General features: G+C 47.6%; 18 protein-coding genes. 13 read left to right on the top strand and 5 right to left on the bottom strand.

The genetic code is table 11. From position 1 onward, the window contains the following. Positions 1-4: 4 nt before the first annotated feature. The 4 genes from PaeBR_RS05140 to PaeBR_RS05125 form a co-directional block, all read right to left on the bottom strand. Complete coding sequence (locus tag PaeBR_RS05140; protein WP_410515077.1) at positions 5-1,573, bottom strand: ABC transporter substrate-binding protein; 1,569 nt, start codon at positions 1,571-1,573, stop codon at positions 5-7. Between the two features lie 145 nt (positions 1,574-1,718). After that, on the bottom strand, positions 1,719-2,615 hold the full coding sequence (locus PaeBR_RS05135; RefSeq protein ID WP_410513814.1) for a carbohydrate ABC transporter permease: 897 nt from the start codon (positions 2,613-2,615) through the stop codon (positions 1,719-1,721). A gap of 13 nt (positions 2,616-2,628) precedes the next feature. Next, positions 2,629-3,543 (bottom strand): ABC transporter permease, encoded by a 915-nt coding sequence (locus PaeBR_RS05130; RefSeq protein WP_410513813.1) that lies wholly within the window; start codon positions 3,541-3,543, stop codon positions 2,629-2,631. Between the two features lie 84 nt (positions 3,544-3,627). Beyond that, positions 3,628-4,596, bottom strand: coding sequence for a LacI family DNA-binding transcriptional regulator (locus tag PaeBR_RS05125; protein WP_410513812.1), 969 nt, complete (start codon positions 4,594-4,596; stop codon positions 3,628-3,630). 474 nt (positions 4,597-5,070) lie between these two features. On the opposite strand from PaeBR_RS05125, the gene ytxJ reads away from it, so the two are divergent. The 4 genes from ytxJ to PaeBR_RS05105 all read left to right on the top strand — a co-directional run bounded on the left by ytxJ (position 5,071) and on the right by PaeBR_RS05105 (position 8,118). Continuing rightward, positions 5,071-5,397 (top strand): bacillithiol system redox-active protein YtxJ, encoded by a 327-nt coding sequence (ytxJ, locus tag PaeBR_RS05120; protein ID WP_410513811.1) that lies wholly within the window; start codon positions 5,071-5,073, stop codon positions 5,395-5,397. Beyond that, positions 5,394-5,633, top strand: a complete 240-nt coding sequence (locus PaeBR_RS05115; protein WP_410513810.1) for a glutaredoxin family protein — start codon at positions 5,394-5,396, stop codon at positions 5,631-5,633. Before ytxJ ends, PaeBR_RS05115 begins: the two co-directional genes overlap by 4 nt. 531 nt (positions 5,634-6,164) lie before the next feature. Further along, the gene (locus PaeBR_RS05110; protein WP_410513809.1) at positions 6,165-6,902 is read left to right on the top strand and encodes a glycerophosphodiester phosphodiesterase; all 738 of its coding nucleotides are present in this window, start codon (positions 6,165-6,167) and stop codon (positions 6,900-6,902) included. A 4-nt stretch (positions 6,903-6,906) separates the two neighbouring features. Next, on the top strand, positions 6,907-8,118 hold the full coding sequence (locus PaeBR_RS05105; RefSeq protein WP_410513808.1) for an SLC45 family MFS transporter: 1,212 nt from the start codon (positions 6,907-6,909) through the stop codon (positions 8,116-8,118). A gap of 614 nt (positions 8,119-8,732) precedes the next feature. Here PaeBR_RS05105 and PaeBR_RS05100 read toward each other — a convergent pair. Continuing rightward, on the bottom strand, positions 8,733-9,311 hold the full coding sequence (locus PaeBR_RS05100; protein ID WP_410513807.1) for a histidine phosphatase family protein: 579 nt from the start codon (positions 9,309-9,311) through the stop codon (positions 8,733-8,735). A 55-nt stretch (positions 9,312-9,366) separates the two neighbouring features. Here PaeBR_RS05100 and PaeBR_RS05095 point away from each other — a divergent pair, with 55 nt between their 5' ends. The 9 genes from PaeBR_RS05095 to PaeBR_RS05055 all read left to right on the top strand — a co-directional run bounded on the left by PaeBR_RS05095 (position 9,367) and on the right by PaeBR_RS05055 (position 18,045). Next, positions 9,367-9,684, top strand: a complete 318-nt coding sequence (locus tag PaeBR_RS05095; protein WP_410513806.1) for a copper amine oxidase N-terminal domain-containing protein — start codon at positions 9,367-9,369, stop codon at positions 9,682-9,684. Between the two features lie 8 nt (positions 9,685-9,692). Further along, positions 9,693-9,995 (top strand): ATP-binding protein, encoded by a 303-nt coding sequence (locus PaeBR_RS05090; protein ID WP_410513805.1) that lies wholly within the window; start codon positions 9,693-9,695, stop codon positions 9,993-9,995. A gap of 151 nt (positions 9,996-10,146) precedes the next feature. Continuing rightward, entirely contained in the window at positions 10,147-11,751 is a 1,605-nt protein-coding gene (locus PaeBR_RS05085; protein WP_410513804.1) for a spore germination protein, read from the top strand. After that, on the top strand, positions 11,748-12,851 hold the full coding sequence (locus PaeBR_RS05080; protein WP_410513803.1) for a GerAB/ArcD/ProY family transporter: 1,104 nt from the start codon (positions 11,748-11,750) through the stop codon (positions 12,849-12,851). Before PaeBR_RS05085 ends, PaeBR_RS05080 begins: the two co-directional genes overlap by 4 nt. Further along, positions 12,848-14,095 (top strand): Ger(x)C family spore germination protein, encoded by a 1,248-nt coding sequence (locus PaeBR_RS05075; RefSeq protein ID WP_410513802.1) that lies wholly within the window; start codon positions 12,848-12,850, stop codon positions 14,093-14,095. Before PaeBR_RS05080 ends, PaeBR_RS05075 begins: the two co-directional genes overlap by 4 nt. A gap of 253 nt (positions 14,096-14,348) precedes the next feature. Continuing rightward, positions 14,349-15,452: a GerAB/ArcD/ProY family transporter gene (locus tag PaeBR_RS05070; RefSeq protein WP_410513801.1), complete on the top strand. Its 1,104-nt coding sequence runs from the start codon at positions 14,349-14,351 to the stop codon at positions 15,450-15,452. 223 nt (positions 15,453-15,675) lie between these two features. After that, positions 15,676-15,930, top strand: a complete 255-nt coding sequence (locus PaeBR_RS05065) for a ferrous iron transport protein A (protein ID WP_410513800.1) — start codon at positions 15,676-15,678, stop codon at positions 15,928-15,930. Further along, positions 15,927-16,658 (top strand): FeoB small GTPase domain-containing protein, encoded by a 732-nt coding sequence (locus tag PaeBR_RS05060; protein ID WP_410513799.1) that lies wholly within the window; start codon positions 15,927-15,929, stop codon positions 16,656-16,658. The genes PaeBR_RS05065 and PaeBR_RS05060 overlap by 4 nt, the downstream gene beginning before the upstream one ends. Next, positions 16,636-18,045 carry a nucleoside recognition domain-containing protein gene (locus PaeBR_RS05055; RefSeq protein ID WP_410513798.1) on the top strand — a complete coding sequence of 470 codons (1,410 nt, stop codon included), beginning with the start codon at positions 16,636-16,638 and terminating at the stop codon, positions 18,043-18,045. The genes PaeBR_RS05060 and PaeBR_RS05055 overlap by 23 nt, the downstream gene beginning before the upstream one ends.

Genomic DNA, 18,045 nt, shown 5'->3' with positions numbered 1-18,045 from the left:
GATATTACTTGTTAAAATTGTCCAAACCATTCTGCCAAATTTCTATCATTTGCGGAAGACCCATGTCTTCCAGCTGCTTCACATAAGCATCCCATTCCTGCTCGATGCCACCCTCCATTAGCCACTGAGCTTTCTTAAGCTTTACAACCTGCTTGATATCCGTACTCAGACGGTTAATGGTATCCGTCTCTTCCGAACGAAAGAAAATAGCCGGGAAGTATTCCGATGTCTGGTATGGCTGATAGTAGGTTTTCAGAATTTCAAGCCGCTCTTTTGCCCGAGGCTCCATATCCACAACCGTTCCGAAGTCCTCCTTCAGAACCGCAAATGGTCCACCTGGTGCCACTTTTTGGCGGAATTCGCCCATAGCTACTCCGTCAGGAAGCTTCTTGTTCACCAGCATACCGTTCGCATCTTCCTCATACACTTCTCCGATTGGGCCCCAGTTGACCTGTGCGGACATTTTCGGCTCATACAGTTGGTCCACCCATCTCATGGTAATCTCAGGGGACTTGTTCGCCTTCGTGATGACTAAAGCATCACGGCCATATTCGGAATAGTTGGAATGTCCAACAATAATCTCTCCGTTTACTCCTTTGAGTGGAGGCATAACAACGTAATCCTTGGCGCGATCCGTTCCAACTACCTCTTCAATTTCCCACCACATATAGGAGCCCAGCGTTGCATCTGTCGATTTACCTTTTGCGAACAGCTTAGCAGGGTCTATCGTCGCTACCTCCTGATCGATAAGGCCATCTTTATACCAGCCGTGAAGATATTCAAGAGCCGCTTTATACTCCGGCTGTACCGCTGTGTAAATAACCTTGCCGTCCTTTACGACTCTATGGTCATCTTCGAACGGGTTGTCGGGCAGACCAAACAGGGCAAACAGGTCACCTTCATTACCGCACCAGCCCTGCCACCACCAGGACAATGGAATTTCATCCTTCTTGCCGTTTCCGTTCGGGTCTTTATCCCGGAAGGCAATCAGCACCTGCTTATACTCTTCAATAGTAGTTGGCATCTGAAGTCCCAATTTATCAAGCCAGGTTTTATTGATAACCATAATATTAGGCATGTTGACCAGGTCCATTTCCTCTGCTCGCGGCAGCGAGTAAATATGACCGTCTGGTGCAGTTACAACCTTCTTAAGCTCCGGACTTCTTTCAAAAAGCGCTTTCAGATTCGGCGCATATTTCTCAATCAGATCCTCAAGAGAGATAATCGTTCCATCCGCTCCGTATTTCACCAGATCGTAGTCGGAGAAGCCCGAGGCATAGAAAGCGTCTGGCAGATCGCCGCTGGCGAGCATCAGATTTTTCTTTTCCTGATATCCATCGCCCGGAATATTATTCCACTCAATATGGACGTTCGTAGCTTCCTCAAGGGTTTTAAATAGCGTCATATCCCCATAATCCGGAGCAATCGGAGATTTGGGTGATACAAAATTAAGCGTTACCTTCTCCTTCACAATAGGCAGACCCGTCTCATTTATCGAAACCGCAGGAGTCTTGACATTATTACCACTGTTTCCACTGTTTACCGAGCATGCTCCCAAGACCACTGACATCATTGCAGCTGTTAGTACAACCGAAACTTTTCTCAAGCTTTTCGCCCCCAATGTATTAATTGATTAAATAGGTCTTAACTGCATTGCCTATAATCCTTGATTTCTCTTCCTTGGCCCGCATCCCCCCTAAGCTTAGTCAAAGCTTTATTTATCCCTTAACGCTGCCGATCATCACGCCCTGCACAAAATATTTCTGCATCAGCGGATAAGCGATCATAAGCGGTGCGGAAGCAACGATAATAACTCCGTATTTCACCAGTTCTGCAATTCGCTGCTGCGCGGCAAGCCCGTCGATATTTCCTCCCAACATCTGGGCAGAAAGTTGGCTCTGGATGAGGATATTTCTCAGAATGAGCTGCAGTGGGTAAGCATTCTCCTTGTTGAGATAGATAAGTGCATCGAAATAAGAATTCCAATGCCCTACACCGTAATACAAGGCGATTACCGCTATGATTGGTTTGGACAGTGGCAGCGCCATCCGGAAAAAGAAGCGGAAGTCGGAGCATCCGTCCATTTTGGCGGCTTCGAGCAGTTCGTTCGGCAGTGTAGACTGAAAGAATGTCCGCGTTACGATCAAATTGAACAGGGCCACTGATTTGGGAAGGATAAGCGCCCACATCGTATTTAACATTCCAAGTTTTTTCACAAGCAGGTAGGTCGGGATCAAACCGCCCGAAAAGAACATCGTAAACAGCAAGAACAGCATAATTACGTTCCGTCCAGCGAGATCCCTGCGTGAAAGCGCATAGGCTCCCATCAGGGTAAGTGACACATTCACAAAGGTGCCGACCAACGTGTATTTAATGGTATTGAAGTAGCTGATCCAAATCCGGTTATCCTGAAAGATTCGTTCATACCCTTCAAAGGTAATCCCTTTGGGGAAGAGCCAGACCTCTCCTGTATTGACTTTATCCGGACTGCTAAAAGAAGCAATCACCACAAAATAAAGCGGATACAAGACGGCAAGTGCGATGAGAGAAAGAATAATAATATTTAGGATGTCAAACCACATATCGTCTTTTTTACGTATAGCTGCTGTACTCATGATTTTTTTCCTCCTATGACCATAGTCCGGACCCGGACAACCGTTTGGCGATTCCGTTGACAAATAGCAGCAGAATCAGATTAATAACTGAATTGAACAGACCTACCGCCGCCGAGAAGCTGTATTGTGCCTGCTGCAAACCTACCTTGTATACATAAGTCGAAATAATTTCAGCTGAAGGCTGATTAAGCGGCGTTTGCATCAGGTACGCTTTCTCAAATCCGACGTTCATGATATTGCCACAGGCCAGAATCAGCAGGATGACGGCCGTCGGAATCAGGACAGGAATATCCACGTTTAGGATCCGCTGCCATTTATTCGCGCCATCTACAATAGCAGCTTCATGCGTTTCCGGATTGACTCCGCTCAGCGCAGCCAAGTAAATAATGCAGGCAAAGCCTGTTTCCTGCCATACGCCGGACAAAATATACAGCGGCTTAAACCACGCCGGATCGGACATAAAACTGATGCGTTCTCCACCTGCCGAGGAAATCATGGTGTTGACGACACCGTTTTGTGACAGGAAGACAAACATCATCCCGACCAGCACGACAATGGAAATGAAATGCGGCGCGTACAAAACGGTCTGTACGAATTTCTTGAACCGCTTGACCATTAGCTGGTTCATTAGCAATGCAAGGATAATCGGCAGAGGGAACCCGACAACGAGCGAGACCACACTGAGCCCGAGTGTATTCTTAATGATCGTCCAGAAGGAATATGAATCAAAGAAACGTTGAAAGTGCTCGAAGCCTACCCAGGGACTGCCCAGGATGCCTTTTGTCGGTGAGAAATCCTTGAAAGCAATCAGTACACCGTACATCGGTACGTATTGGAACAGGACGAAGTAGACGACAACGGGCAGAACCAGAAGATAAAGCTGATAGCTCCCCAGTATTTTTCTGAAAGAGGTTTTGGAGGCATTCATAATAATTTCTTCCTTTCGATAAAATATTATTGAAACGTTTCCAACTTTGATTGAAACGTTTCCAACTTATATGAAAAAAATAGATCAGGTAGTCTCGCCTTCTCTATATTTTACTGAGATTCGATAAATCTCTCCATCTAGCGTTTCCCCATCCACTTTCTTCAGCAGCAGTCTCACGGCCGTTCTGGCCATTTCTTCTACGGGCTGCCGGATTGTGGACAGCAAGGGATGAAAAAACGAATGATCCTGAATCCCATCGTATCCTATTACCTTCACATCTTCAGGAACGCGGATACCGGCAAGCTTAGCTCTCTCGATATATTTAGCTGCTGTCATATCGGTAATGGCGAATACACCGTCAATATCCTTATGCTGTGTAAGAAAATTACTGTAATACTGGTCATCATCCTTAATCGGGTCAGGTTCTTCATAGACAACAACGGGAACACCAAGCGCCTTTGCTTCTTGAACGAAGCCTTCCTTTCTGAGCATGGTCTCACTGTAATCAGAAGGAACACTACCCAGAAATGCGGGCTTCTTCGAACCGGCTTTTACCAATTCCCTGAGCGCCATCCGGCCTCCCTCAAAATTATCCGAAGTAATGCAGGTGATTTTGTTGTTAAAATGGCGGTCGATGCTAATCATCGGGATATCAGTTTTTACACTGTTCTCAATATCGTTGTAAGTAATCCCGACAATACCGGCAACCTTGTTTTGCTCCAGCATATCAAAGTAATACAGTTCCTTCTCGGGCTTTCCTCCGCTATTGCACAGGATAAGCTTGAAGCCTTCGCGGTCCAACTCATCTTCGATATAATAGGCCAGCTCGGAGAAGAACGGATGCCAAATACTTGGAAGAAGCAGGGCGATCATATTGGACTTCTGCATTTTGAAATTGCGCGCAACTTCGTTCGGCACATAATTCAGGGCCTCTATCGCCGCTTTTACCTTGTCGCGTGTAGCGGGCTTAACTGCCCCCGTGTTGTTGATCACTCTGGAGACCGTTCCCACCGCGACTCCCGCTAAGTTGGCAACATCCTTGATACTTGACATGTTGTTCCTCCATACAAATTTCTTCGATAAACGTATAATAGCATCAAATTGGTAACGTTTCAATTCTTTTTTGGAAACGCTTCAACTTTTTTACGAAGATCTGTCTGACTGTTCCCCAGCACACAAAAAGCCGCTCGCGGTACCTTAAATAAGCCTTCCCGTCGCAATTCCACCCTGTAGAAATCCGAATCAACCGCTAACTCTTGCTTTTAATTGCACAATGGAGTCAATTATGTAATCCTCCAAGCGCCAAAAGACAGAAATAATTGAACGGAATGCAATTAAGCCTCTACGACTCCCTCAACACTGACCTTTGTCTGAATTGGACTGAAACTTTTTTCCAAACTTCCGAATTCAGCAAGTAGAGGTCCCGGCTGCAGCGCTCCCCTTGACTGCAATTGATTTAATTTTGAACTATGCTACAATCATCAGTACAGTCCCATAATATGAGATTAATTTCAGGAAGGTGATAACATGTCCATTAAACAACTTCATACCACAGATGATTTGCAGCAATTTATGGAGCAACCCGGAAAGCACTTGCTGCTGAAACATAGTACAACTTGTCCGATCAGCGCCAAGGCCCACGATGAGTTTCAAGAATTCCTGAAGGACACGGACACCTCTGCGGCCATCGTTCATGTTATTGAAGATCGCCCTTTGTCCCTCCAAATTGCCGAGGATTTCGGCATTAAGCATGAATCTCCGCAAATTTTCCTCCTGGAGGATGGCGAAGTGCGCTGGAATACCTCTCACTGGAAAATCACCCAAGCAGCGATCCAAGAAGCTGTTAACCAATGAGCGAACAAGTAATCGTCTATTCCACAGCCGGGTGCAGTGAGTGTAATATGGTGAAGCAGCTGCTTACCGAAGAAGGGATTCCCTTTGAAGTAAGAGATGTCATGACCAGCACTCAGTATCAAGAGGAAGTGGAGAAACTCGGGTTTATGGGAGTCCCCGTAACCGTGGCCGGAAATCATGTGGTCAAAGGGTTCAATGCTGCTGAGTTGAAGGTATTAATAAAAGCGGTTAGCTGAACATATATTCAAGCGTATCAAACATCCTGTTCCTGCCCAACTTAACAAGAAAGCGGAGTTCCTGCAGAACGAACTGCAAGGACTCCGCTCTTTTATATTGGATCAGGTCAGCTTTTCAATAATCGCTAATAGAAAGGTTTCAGCCACGTCAAGCCCGACCTCACATTCTTTCCCGACCAGCTTTGTACCGCATTCATGACAATGTTTCAAGTTAACCTTCCCCTCCAGTCTCTCTATAACCATTCCTACTAAAAATATCAAAAAAATGCTGCCAGATTCAAGTCTACCGAATTTCAGAGGCAGGTACAATCCGTTTGAGACAGGGCTACTTTTAGAAGGAGACAGACACTAAAGGAATTCCTGCCGGAGACCGCAGCTGATTATCTTTTATAGTGTTATCGCTATGTTAAATTTGCAGAAATGCAGCCCTTCCGAATTTTTCGGACAGGGTTCCTTTGCTTGATGTGGAATTAGAAGGGTAGCCTAACCCAGCAGGTTACCCTAAATGAAGAGTTGGAGGGATAGAAATTAATGAACAGAATAGTGAATTTTGCGCACCGGGGTGCATCGGCAGTATGTCCGGAGAATACGATGGTTGCCTTCCGCAGAAGCCTTGAGCTTGGCGCGACAGGCATCGAAACCGATGTGCAAATGACCAAAGACGGGCAGCTCGTCCTCATCCATGATGAAGAACTGGAGCGTACCACTACTGGATCTGGCTATGTGAAGGATAAAACGCTGGAAGAGCTGCTTAGGCTCGATGCCGGATCATGGTTTGGAAAAGACTTCGGCGGGGAGACTCTACCGACGTTGCAGGATTTGCTGCAGCTAATACAGGGACAGGACATCATCCTCAACATTGAGCTCAAAAACGGAGTTTTCCTATACCCGGGTATGGAGGAAAAAGTCATTGCGGCCATACGGGCCTTTAACATGAGTCAACAAATCGTGCTGTCGAGCTTCAATCATTATTCGCTGGCCTATTGCAAGAGTATCGCCCCGGAAATCCGAACCGGGATATTATATATGGAAGGGTTGTACCGTCCGTGGGACTATGCAGCTATACTTGGTGCAAACGCTCTTCATGCCTATCATTATGCGGTGCTGCCCGAATTCGTGGCTGAAGCGGCAAAACACGGCGTGGACTATCACCCTTTCACGGTGAATGATCCGCAACGGATGAAAGCGCTCATTGACGCAGGTGTATCGGGCATTATTACCGATCATCCTGATCTGCTGGCCGGATTTCTGGCAGCTAAAGGAGTGTGATGGCGTGAAAAAAGTCTGGCTGCTCGGCTTTGGCTTTTTCAGCATCAGTATTACGTGGAGTCTATATAATGCCTTTGTGCCTTTTTTCCTGGAAAAATACGTGCACAGTGTCGCCTTGATCAGCTTCATGATGACTATCGATAATTATTTCGCCTTGTTCCTGCAGCCCTGGATTGGGAACCGAAGTGACCGAACTTCTACCCGTTATGGTCGCAGAATGCCGTATCTGATGATCGGAATGCCTCTGGCCGCTGTCCTTACCATGCTGATTCCGTTCCATACCGGACTGTTCACGCTGCTGCTGTTCATGATGCTGATGAACCTCGCTATGAGCCTGTACCGATCTCCAACGGTTGCGCTGATGCCGGATATTACACCCGATGCGCAGCGTACGAAGGCTAATGGGTACATTAATTTTCTGGGCGGCATCGGCTCCATTCTAGCTTTTGGCGTTGGCTCCATTCTTTACGGAGCAAGCCCTGCTCTGCCTTTTATCGTGGCCGGCTTGATTACACTTCTATGTCTATTTATCGTTTCACGTTATATTAAGGAGAACCGAGACGGAGTGAATCAGGGGAAGGAAGCAATTACGGAGGTAACTGCAAAACCTTCCCGTATTTCATTCAGGGGACAACTCGACCGTACGACCGTATGGCTGCTGGCGGCTATCTTTTTCTGGTTCGTGGCTTATCAGGGTGTAGAGACCCTGTTCACCCTATACGGCAAGCATCATCTGGGTCTGAGCGAAGAAGCCGCTTCCTTCTCTCTTACCTTCTTCTCATTGGCTTTTGTGCTGTTTGCTATTCCGAGCGGCTGGCTAGGGGGGCGTTTTGGGAAAAAGAAGATGATTATCATCGGCGTTTGTGGCCTGATGGCTGTGTTTTCACTGGTGGGCTTTGCCAAGGATCTGCTCATACTGCGGAGTTTGCTTCTGCTGGGGGGGCTATTCTGGGCTTGTATTAATATCAACTCCTATCCTTACGTAGTAGCTACGGGTACGGAAGAGAGCATCGGTACGCGTACTGGAATGTATTATCTTGTGTCTTCACTGGCGGCGATTACTTCGCCCCCTCTGCTTGGACTATTAATTGATCAGTTCGATTACTCTATTCTGTTCTTCGGGGCTGCGATTAGCATGGCCATTGCCCTGCTCTGCCTGTTCCTGATGAAGGGACGGAAGAAGCCTGTGAATTCGTTCCATTCTCCGGGTGCATAGATCGGAAAAGATAAGGACTTTCGGGAGACAACTATCCATTTGATGTTTGATAGTTCACAGAGCGATAAATAGGGGCATATAGGAAAGGATTCTGGTTCGTAAATTAAAAGAGGCTGACTCAGAAGTCTACACTTTTTGATTTATAAGAAATAACAGGAATTTTTCCTGTTATTTCAGACGTGCAAATCTTACGGAGATGATTTAACGGGATTTTCTCCATCTAATTTGGAGTTTTGGCCTCTTCATTAATTGGCCGGATATATTGAGGATTAGTGGTATAATTTCCCTCTAATCCTCAAAAAAACGGTTTTTTTTATGAATTAGATGGAGTTTTTCCTGCTAAAGTAAAATAACCGGAATAGCCTATTTCCTTCGTAGAAAAACCTACCTTTTGGGACAGCCCCTTTTAATTTAAAAGAACGATTAGTTCATCTGGTTACTAGTATTTACAAGAGAATCTCCAAAGTTACCTATCGTTAGAATGAGTACAATTACGACAATAACTACTAACGCAAGTGAAATAACAATCCTATTATGAGTAGTCTTCATGTAAACCCCCATCATTTTCCCAATAAGTTACAGCAATTTCACCATAGTGAGTGAGGTCTATCATCTCAAATCTTCAAATGCTCCACGCAGTTATACAGCTCACAGCTCCAGGTATCCTCAAGTTGAGCAATCCGAGTGATCGAAGTATTTTTCAGCACTTCATCCACGCTGAGGTCCGGTACCAACTCTCTCAGGCTGTGGCGTAGAATCGCTCCATGGCTTACAATCAATATATTTTTTCCCGGGTGTTTGGCGGCAATGTCCATAATGGCCTGACTGCCTCTGATTCTGGCTGCTTCGGGGCTTTCCAGCCCCAGATCAAGGCTTTTCCAGGAGGTGCCCCAGCGTTCAATCCGATCTGCCTCTGTTGTTCCCTCTATTAAACCACCATTCATCTCACGGATACCTGGTACAAGTCCCGCAATTTCAATGCCCAATCTTTCCGCAATGATCTCTGCCGTTTGTCTCGCTCTAAGCAGATCACTGGAATAAATGTAGTCCCACTGTTCACCGCTTAGACGTTCTGCAATCGCAGCCGCTTGTTGCCTGCCTTCTTCGTCCAATGAATTATCTGTATGTCCTTGGGCCCGGCCTTCCTGATTCCAGAAGGTGCTTCCATGCCGAATTAAGCCAATCTTAGTCACGTGTGCAACCACCTTTTTTTCAGCTATAGCAGCGACTCCAACGGTCAAAAATGCTGTGTTTGTAGACAAGGATAACCATTCCTTCATCCCCTTCCGTTTCCTGAGCGGCTATGCGGGTATAACAACGACCTGGAACGCGACCGAGAAACGGATGGATATTGTAAAAAAGGACGTCAAGCTCACCTTATATTTGGGCCAAGCTGCCGCTTATATCAACGACAAGCCCGTTTCATTAACTGAGCTTGCCTTTAGCAATAACGGAACCACCTATGTTCCGCTTTCCTTTGTTAGTGAGCCGCTGAGTTTGGAGCTAAAATGGAATAAGATGGCCTCTTCCCTAAGTCTTAAGAATGGAGAAACTTCCAAATCTTAACCAATGCTGTGAATTATACGCCAGGAACCGATAAATCGGTTACGATCACTGTATACCGACAAGGAACGGATAGCATTCTCCAAATCGCTGATCAGGGACTCGGTATTTCACCCGAGGATCTTAAACGGGTATTTAATCCTTATTTCACCGGTGAACGCGGACGCCAATACCATGAATCAACCGGAATGGGATTGCATCTGGTTCATGAGATTTGCGCTAGACTCGTACATAAGGTGGAACTACAATCTCGGCCAGAAAAAGGGACCATTCTGCGGCTCATCTTCAATGGCACCCGCAAAATGCAAGAATGATAGAAAAACACAAATGAATACATAACTCATAAGGGTACTCCAAGTCTGATTCGGACAGGGAGTACCCTTTATTTACGTTAAACAGGAAGAATAAGGATTCAAGACCAGGGGATACTAAATCAACTATAGATATCAGAAAGGAGGATTAAGCGTGCACAATAAACAAAAGTCAAACCACAAGAAGACCCGTCTCGAAGATCCCGTCACATCTGTACCTGCCCCTCAGCCGCTGGATCTGTCGCTGAAAAATAATTTGCAGGAGATCAGTAACCGTGTCGGTAAAAGCTCGGATGTTGTTTTCAGAGAGTTCACTAACCAGTCCTTAAGCTCTCTCTCTTTGGCTTTTGTATTTATTGACGGCTTAGTCAACTCCGAGACGGTAAACCGGGCCGTGTTACAGCCGCTGATGGAACACATCACCCTGAAATCTGATTCGATCTCCGTGGGAGAAGCCTTTTCCCTAATTAAAGATCAAATGCTGCCAGTAGGTGGAGTTAACGAGTGTAAAACGATCGAAAATATGTTGGGACTGCTTTTTGAGGGCTACACGCTCATTCTTCTCGATGGGAATAGGGAGGCACTCGCTGCGGATACCTCCGGCTGGGAAAAAAGAAGCATCAACGAACCCACTTCCCAGGGTGTAATTCGCGGCCCCAAGGAAGGCTTCACCGAGAGCCTGCGGACAGGCACCTCCATGCTGCGCCGAAGACTCAAAACCTCCGATTTGCGGATCGAGGAATATAAAATAGGACAGCGCACCCAAACTGGCGTTGCCCTCGTTTATCTGGACGGTATTGCGAACGAGCAGGTGCTGGCCGAAATCCGCCGCCGGCTGGATTCCATTAATACGGATAGTATTCTGGAGAGTAACTACATTGAGGAGTTCATTCAGGACTCCAGTCTGACACCCTTCCCCACCATACAGAACACGGAGCGCCCTGATGCAATGGCCGGAGGCATTCTGGAAGGACAAATCGGTATCCTTATTGACGGAACGCCCTTTGGCTTAATGGCACCCTCTACCTTTTTCAACTTCTTCCAATCCAGTGAAGACTACTATCAGCGTTATGATATTTCTTCCTTCTTACGTTTGATCCGCTACTCGGCTTTCTTTGTGTCCATGCTTCTTCCTGCTCTATATATTGCCACAACTACGTTTCACCAGGAAATGCTGCCGACAACACTCCTCATCAGCCTGGCCGCCCAGCGCGAAGGCGTACCTTTCCCCGTACTGGTGGAAGCGCTGCTGATGGAACTGACCTTCGATGTTCTCCGGGAGGCCGGAGTACGCATGCCCCGCACCATCGGTCCGGCGATTTCCATTGTCGGGGCACTTGTGCTGGGACAATCCGCCGTTCAGGCCGGAATCGTATCGGCCGCAATGGTTATCGTTGTCTCCTTCACCGCCATTTGCAACTTTGTCATTCCGTCACTGGCTATCGCCAATTCGATTCGCCTCATCCGCTTTGTCATGATGCTGGTTGCTGCCATCTTGGGTTTATTCGGAATTATGTCCTTTCTGATTGTGCTGCTCATCCATATGGCAGGACTGCGTTCGTTCGGAGTTCCGTACCTGTCTCCGGTGGCCCCTATGACTCCGGCTTATCTCAAGGATATATTCATTCGCGTACCTCTATGGGATATGAAAACCCGTCCGAAGACCAATTTGGGCAAAGAAACACGGAGACAAGCTTCGCATCAGAAACCGAAACCAGCCGAAGGTAAACAAAAGCCGCAGGGAGATGATCCATCTTGAACGTAAAAATCAGCACTACTCAGGCTGTCATGCTGATAGTGAATACTATTTTACCAACGGCTTCCGTCGTTCTACCCGTGATTATCGGCAATTATGCAGAACAGGACGCGCCGCTCGTGATTATTTTATCCACCCTGATCGGGCTTGGAATTGCTGCGCTTGTTGGAACAGTAATCAGATATAATAATGGCACCCCGTTCCTGGATTGGGTTGGCGGGAGAAGCTCGCCCCTGCTGGCTACCGTCCTCGGCTTGCTGCTGCTGCAGTTCTATTTGGATGCCTCATCAACGATTTTGCGCGAATTCGTTAATTTCATCAAAGATAATGTACTCTTGAATACTCCTATCGCTGTACTGACCATCCTTATCCTGTTTATTACGATTTATATGGTGAGTCAGGGAATAGAGTCCATTGCCAGAGTGAACAGCATCGTAATACTGCTTTACCTGTTCTTTTTGCCCCTTAATCTGTTTGGGTTATCAGGATACATGAATGTGCATCGTCTACTTCCTCTTTTCGACCATTCCTTTGCGTCGTTGACGCTTGCGAGTCTGACGCCTGTCACATGGATGTCCGAGGTAGCCGTTCTCCTGTTTCTCGCCCCTTATTTAAAGTTCCCGCAGAAAGCCCGCTTTATCGGCTGGCTGGGTCTTCTGTCCGTTTGTCTGCTGATGATGTTTTCTTTGATTATATCCCTGTTGGTTTTTGGGCCGGATTATATCAAGCTTAGCGCTTATCCGGGATTTTCAGCCGTCGGCATTCTTCACATCGGAAGATTTGTCGAGCGCATGGATATTCTGTTCATCTCCTATTGGGTGCTGTCTATCTACCTTAAGCTTTCGATTTTTTTATTTGTTACCGTAGAGTGCTTCAAGCAGACCTTCCGTGTGAAGAGCAGCAGACCGTTTATTGGGGCGCTCGGCCTGGTGATCGCTATGGAGTGCCTGTTTACCTGGCAGAACTCTGCGAAATTGAATACCTACAACAAAGAAGGCCGTTTTTTGGTCTTTATTCTGTTCAACGCACTCCTTCCGCTGGCGATTATATTGTGGGAGCGATTTCGGCAGCTTAAGTCCAAGAGAAAGGGGTGGGAAACATGAATGAACGGAAGCATTCAAGAAAAAAGGTTATTTGCTATTTGCTGTGTCTCCCTCTGTTATCCGCTCTATTAACCAGCTGCTGGGATGACCGGGAGCTGAGTGAGGTGGGGATTGCGTCTGGTTCAGCCTATGATTGGGAGGACAATCAATGGAAGGTCACCTATCAGGTGGTCAACCCTTTATCCGGCTCCACTAGCATGGGAGGCGGCGGGGGCGGCAGCTCGATTTCTCCTCCTTTCCTGACCTTTACGGTAAAGGGAAGAACGATTATGGAGACCATCGAAAGAACCCATCTGACAAGCACCCGTGAAATATTCTTCTCCCACTCGCGGATTACAGTCATCGGAGAAAGCTTGGCACGCAAGGGTGGCATCAACCAATTAATTGATCTATTTCTGCGGGAGCAGGATGCCAGAGAAACCGTCTATGTATTTATTGCTAAAGGCAAAGCGGGCGACATTCTGGATCAGTTGATGCAGTTGACCAAGAATCAGGGGGCAGGAGTCCAACTGATGATCGAGCAGGAGTCCAGATTGGTCTCCTTTTATCCAGGTGTCCGGCTGTTTGAGTTAGCTATGGCCTTATCCTCTGAATCCAAAAGTGCGATTATTCCGGAAATCCTGCTTACAGGCGGTGAGGTTATGAATGAGACGACCGAAACCAGCCGCACGGATCTGCCTTCCCGGCTGGCTCTAGGAAAGCTTGGCGTTCTGAAGGGAGAGCATATGGTAGGCTGGCTGTCCCAAAAGGAAGCATTGGGTTTATCTTTTTTGACCAATGAGATCAAGATTGCTAATATTCCCTTCGCCTCGCAGCCGAAAGTAAGCGAGAAGACTGACGCCTCGTTTACTCTCCAGAAATCAACGACTACTATTCATCCTGTATGGGCAAAAGACCATTACATCATGGATGTAAACATAAAAGGCACCGGTGTGATAACGGAGCTCGGAAGCGTTATGGATCTGAATGACAGGGCAGCTATTTCGCAAATGGAAGAATCTGTCGAGCAGAACGTGCTGGAGTTAGTAGAAAACTCCTGGCGGGCGGTTATGAAGCTGAATGCCGACGTCACGGGCTTTGCAGTGGAGATTCATCGCAGTGACCGTAAGCGGTGGAAGCAAATTGAAAAGGATAAAAGCTGGGATACCGTATTCCAGAAGATTGAAATCCGCCCCCACGTTACTATGGAAATTGACCGGGTGGGCTTAAGCAGCAAATCCTTTAAGTCCGTAGAGCAGGATTGAGGTGCATCTCTATGAGAATAGTTATAATTCTTGTTCTCTATGCCATTGCTTTCTATTGGGGATGCAAACAGCTGGGGGGTAAGGAATGTAAGCGGCACTGTTTTTGGTACGGTTGTATTCTTACATGGTGTGCTTATAAGCATATATCCGGAATTACAGGGATACCCAACCTTAGCGTCTCTTCTCTGTATATTGCCTTCTTTCAACCCGCCGGTAAAGCGATTATCCAATGGTTAGGGGGTTAATTCAGTTCATGCAAAAAAAGGAACAAGTGTCTTCCCTGCAAATTATATTTATGATCATGCTGTTCGAGATTGGCAGTACGCCGCTGTTTCTTCTAGGCAGCAAGGCCAAACAGGATTCCTGGCTGGCGATGGGCACTGGAGCGGCGGCGGGATTTTTGCTTCTTCTCCTGCTGTTGTGGATTCAACTTAGCTCCCCCAAGCTGGACCTGATCGGTATGTTAAAATTCCATTTCGGACGTTTTGCCGGTTCCATCATCGGCGGCATCTATTGCCTTTATTTCGCTTACGAATCCATGCGTAATGTACGCGATTTGGGCGAACTGACGGCAATGACACTTTTACCGCTAACCCCGATGTCAATCACAATGCTGATTTTTGTATTGACCGCGCTTTACGCCATATGGAAGGGTACCGAGGTCGTCTTTCGGCTGCCCGAGGTATTGCTGCCGCTCGTTCTTTTCTTTTACGGCCTGCTTGTTCTGCTGCTTGGAATCATGGGCTCCATAGATTTCAACCGCCTTTTGCCTATATTCGAGAACGGCCTGGGGCCGATTATTAAGGCTGCTCTGCCGGATATTGTTTCTTTTCCGTTCGGCCAAATGATTGTATTTCTGATGCTGTGGTCTTTATGGAATAAGCCCGGGGTTCCTGTCAGGAATACGCTCTCGGCCTACATAACCATCAGCCTCTTTCTAATTTTCATGAACGCGTTGAATGTGGCTGTACTCGGGCCGACTATAGCCGGAATAAGCCAGCTTCCCTTTCTAAAAACAGTTCGGACCTTATCCAGTTTGAAATTTGTTGAACGGCTTGACATCCTGGTCACGATTCAGCTTTTCATCGGGCTGCAGATCAAGATGATGATATTCTATTATTGCGCTGTAAAAGGAGCTACAGGCCTGACCCGGAAATCAGCGAAATGGTGCGTTTTTCCCGTAGGGGCAGTGATCTATGCTTCTTCCTTTCTGGCGAGGGATTACACGCAGCATATTACCTTTGGTCTGGGACCTAGCCTTAAGATAGATACCCTCTTCCAGATTGCCATCCCGCTGCTGCTCGGTCTGTCCATTCTGGTTCGCGGCAACATGAAGCACTCTTCCGGATGGAAGTGATCCTAAGAATGCATGACGCTCCACTCTTAAGGTGGGTGCCTGGTGGCAGACCCAGAACGTCTGTTTTTTCGGCAGGAGTGTTTATATTTTTTTGCCTCAGGGAAACATTTTTGTTGCAAGGACAAAGTTATTTACGTATACTAATATTGTGGCACACTACAAAATTACATTACATTCGAAATACCGGATATAACGCCGAACATAAATGAAAGAGGGAGATCTAATGGCTGGAGCTAGTATACCTTTGTCTGAAGCCAAAAACGGAAGCCTGCTGCGTATCAGCGGCATCGAGGTGCAGGGTGTGCTGAGAAGAAGATTGCTGGACCTCGGATTTGTGGTCGGAAATGACGTGGAGGTGCTCCGGAGCAGCCCGCTTGGGGACCCTACCGCCTTTCGAATCAGCAACACAACCATAGCCCTGCGCAGAGAAGAAAGTTCACTGATTTACGGAGAAATAATTGGAGGTGGAGAAGCATGAGCCATTATACTGTCGCCTTTGCGGGCAATCCCAATACGGGCAAGAGTACTCTATTTAACCTGCTGACCGGAATGCGTCAGCATACGGGCAACTGGGCGGGCAAGACGGTCATTACCGCCGAGGGTGAGTTCACCCATCACAGCCATGTCTACCGGGCAGTCGATCTTCCTGGAACGTACTCGCTGTATTCCAATTCCGCCGATGAAGAAGCCGCCAGAGATTATATTATTTTTGAGCAGCCTGATGTGACACTCGTCGTTCTTGACGCTACTTCGCTGGAGCGCAATCTCAACCTTGCGCTGCAGGTGCTGGAAATCACCGGACGGGCGGTTGTCTGCATCAACCTGATTGATGAGGCCCACAGACTCGGTATTGATATTAACCTGAAGGCGATCTCGAAACGGCTCGGCGTCCCTGTCGTAGCGATATCGGCCCGTAATAAAATAGGCATTGACGCGTTATTGGATCAGGTGGAGCGTGTCGCTACCGGTGCCTTCACGGCGGGGCCGCTGGTGATCACCTACAACGATGAGATTGAACGGAGTATTGCCCAGCTGACACCGATGGTAGAGCAATTGTTCGGGTCCAAATATCCGGCACGCTGGATTGCACTGCGTCTGCTGGACGGTGACAACAGTCTGCTTGCTTCACTCAAAAGCAACTTTAACGGCAAAGCTATTCCCGGGACAAAGGAGGTTATGGGTCATGGAATCACCGCATGCCACTAATGGGCCTGATGCTCTTGATTCCCTGCTGTCGGCAGCCAAAAAGCTCGCTGACGGAGGCGCGATTCGTGATGAGATTGTCAGCGGAATTTACGGTGTATCCGCAGGCATTTGCGGCGATGCCGTAACCTACCGCGATAAGAAAAAGCTGCACAGCACCTACAAGCTCGATAATATTGTCACCTCCAAAATATGGGGGTTCCCCATTATGCTGGGAATTCTCGGCATCGTGTTCTGGATTACCATTGCCGGAGCCAATTACCCTTCGGGTTGGCTTGCTTCCTTTTTTGGCTTCATAGAAGGCTATCTGACCGCCGGATTTCAGGCGGTGCATGCACCGGATTGGCTGCATGGCGTACTTGTTCTCGGACTGTACCGGGGAACTTCGTGGGTTATCAGCGTCATGCTGCCGCCGATGATGATTTTTTTTCCCGTTTTCGCGCTGCTGGAGAATTTCGGCTACCTGCCCCGTGTCGCTTTTAACATGGACCGCTTATTCAAGAAATCGGGAGGTCACGGCAAGCAGGCGCTGACCATGTCGATGGGCTTCGGCTGCAATGCCGCCGCTATCCTCTCTACACGGATTATCGAATCTCCCCGTGAGCGCATGCTGGCTATTCTGACCAATAATTTTGTGCCCTGCAACGGCCGCTGGCCGACTCTGATTCTTTTGTCCTCCTTATTCATGGCAGGAGCTGCCGCTACAGGAGCACTCAGAACGCTAACAACAGCCTTGGTGCTGATGGGTTTGGTGCTGATTGGCATTGTAGTCACATTGACTGTATCCTGGGTGATGTCCAAAACTGCGCTGCGCGGTGTTCCCACGCATTATACACTGGAGCTCCCGCCGTACCGCCGCCCGCAAATCTGGAAAACCATTCTCCGGTCTTCCAAGGAAAAATCCCTCAACGTACTGACCCGGGCCATCGTCATTGCTGCTCCGGCGGGAATTATCACTTGGCTGCTGGGCAATATTTTTGTCGGCGGGGAAAGTATTCTGAACCTTATGGCTGCTTTCTTCGATCCTTTCGCTAATCTGCTCGGCATGGACGGATATATTATTATGGCCTTTATCCTCGGACTGCCTGCAAATGAAATCGTGCTCCCGATTCTGCTCATGGGCTATATGTCTTCTGGTGCAATGGTTGATATGGACGGCCTTGGCGGCATAAAGGATGTTTTTCTAAATCACGGCTGGACCTGGCTGACTGCGCTGAATATGATGCTGTTCTCCTTGCTCCACTATCCGTGCGGCACCACGCTTGTTAATATTTACAAGGAAACCAAAAGCCTGAAGTGGGCCGTACTCTCAGCTGTCATTCCGCTCGGTATCGCTATTGGCGTTACGTTTGCCGTGGCCCAGCTTGCCCGTATTTTCGGGTGGGTGTAA

The organism is Paenibacillus sp. BR2-3 (genome assembly GCF_046529485.1).
Lineage (GTDB): Bacteria > Bacillota > Bacilli > Paenibacillales > Paenibacillaceae > Paenibacillus_AQ.
Note: the sequence above shows the minus strand (reverse complement) of the source record. Positions and strands in the feature narration are given on the sequence as shown.

Bases quoted from the DNA above. Each gene is read 5' to 3' on its own strand.
- PaeBR_RS05140 (WP_410515077.1), bottom strand. From the start codon at position 1,573: ATGATGTCAGTGGTCTTGGGAGCATGCTCGGTAAACAGTGGAAACAGT.
- PaeBR_RS05135 (WP_410513814.1), bottom strand. From the start codon at position 2,615: ATGAGTACAGCAGCTATACGTAAAAAAGACGATATGTGGTTTGACATC.
- PaeBR_RS05130 (WP_410513813.1), bottom strand. From the start codon at position 3,543: ATGAATGCCTCCAAAACCTCTTTCAGAAAAATACTGGGGAGCTATCAG.
- PaeBR_RS05125 (WP_410513812.1), bottom strand. From the start codon at position 4,596: ATGTCAAGTATCAAGGATGTTGCCAACTTAGCGGGAGTCGCGGTGGGA.
- ytxJ (WP_410513811.1), top strand. From the start codon at position 5,071: ATGTCCATTAAACAACTTCATACCACAGATGATTTGCAGCAATTTATG.
- PaeBR_RS05115 (WP_410513810.1), top strand. From the start codon at position 5,394: ATGAGCGAACAAGTAATCGTCTATTCCACAGCCGGGTGCAGTGAGTGT.
- PaeBR_RS05110 (WP_410513809.1), top strand. From the start codon at position 6,165: ATGAACAGAATAGTGAATTTTGCGCACCGGGGTGCATCGGCAGTATGT.
- PaeBR_RS05075 (WP_410513802.1), top strand. From the start codon at position 12,848: ATGAATGAACGGAAGCATTCAAGAAAAAAGGTTATTTGCTATTTGCTG.
- PaeBR_RS05070 (WP_410513801.1), top strand. From the start codon at position 14,349: ATGCAAAAAAAGGAACAAGTGTCTTCCCTGCAAATTATATTTATGATC.
- PaeBR_RS05065 (WP_410513800.1), top strand. From the start codon at position 15,676: ATGGCTGGAGCTAGTATACCTTTGTCTGAAGCCAAAAACGGAAGCCTG.
- PaeBR_RS05060 (WP_410513799.1), top strand. From the start codon at position 15,927: ATGAGCCATTATACTGTCGCCTTTGCGGGCAATCCCAATACGGGCAAG.
- PaeBR_RS05055 (WP_410513798.1), top strand. From the start codon at position 16,636: ATGGAATCACCGCATGCCACTAATGGGCCTGATGCTCTTGATTCCCTG.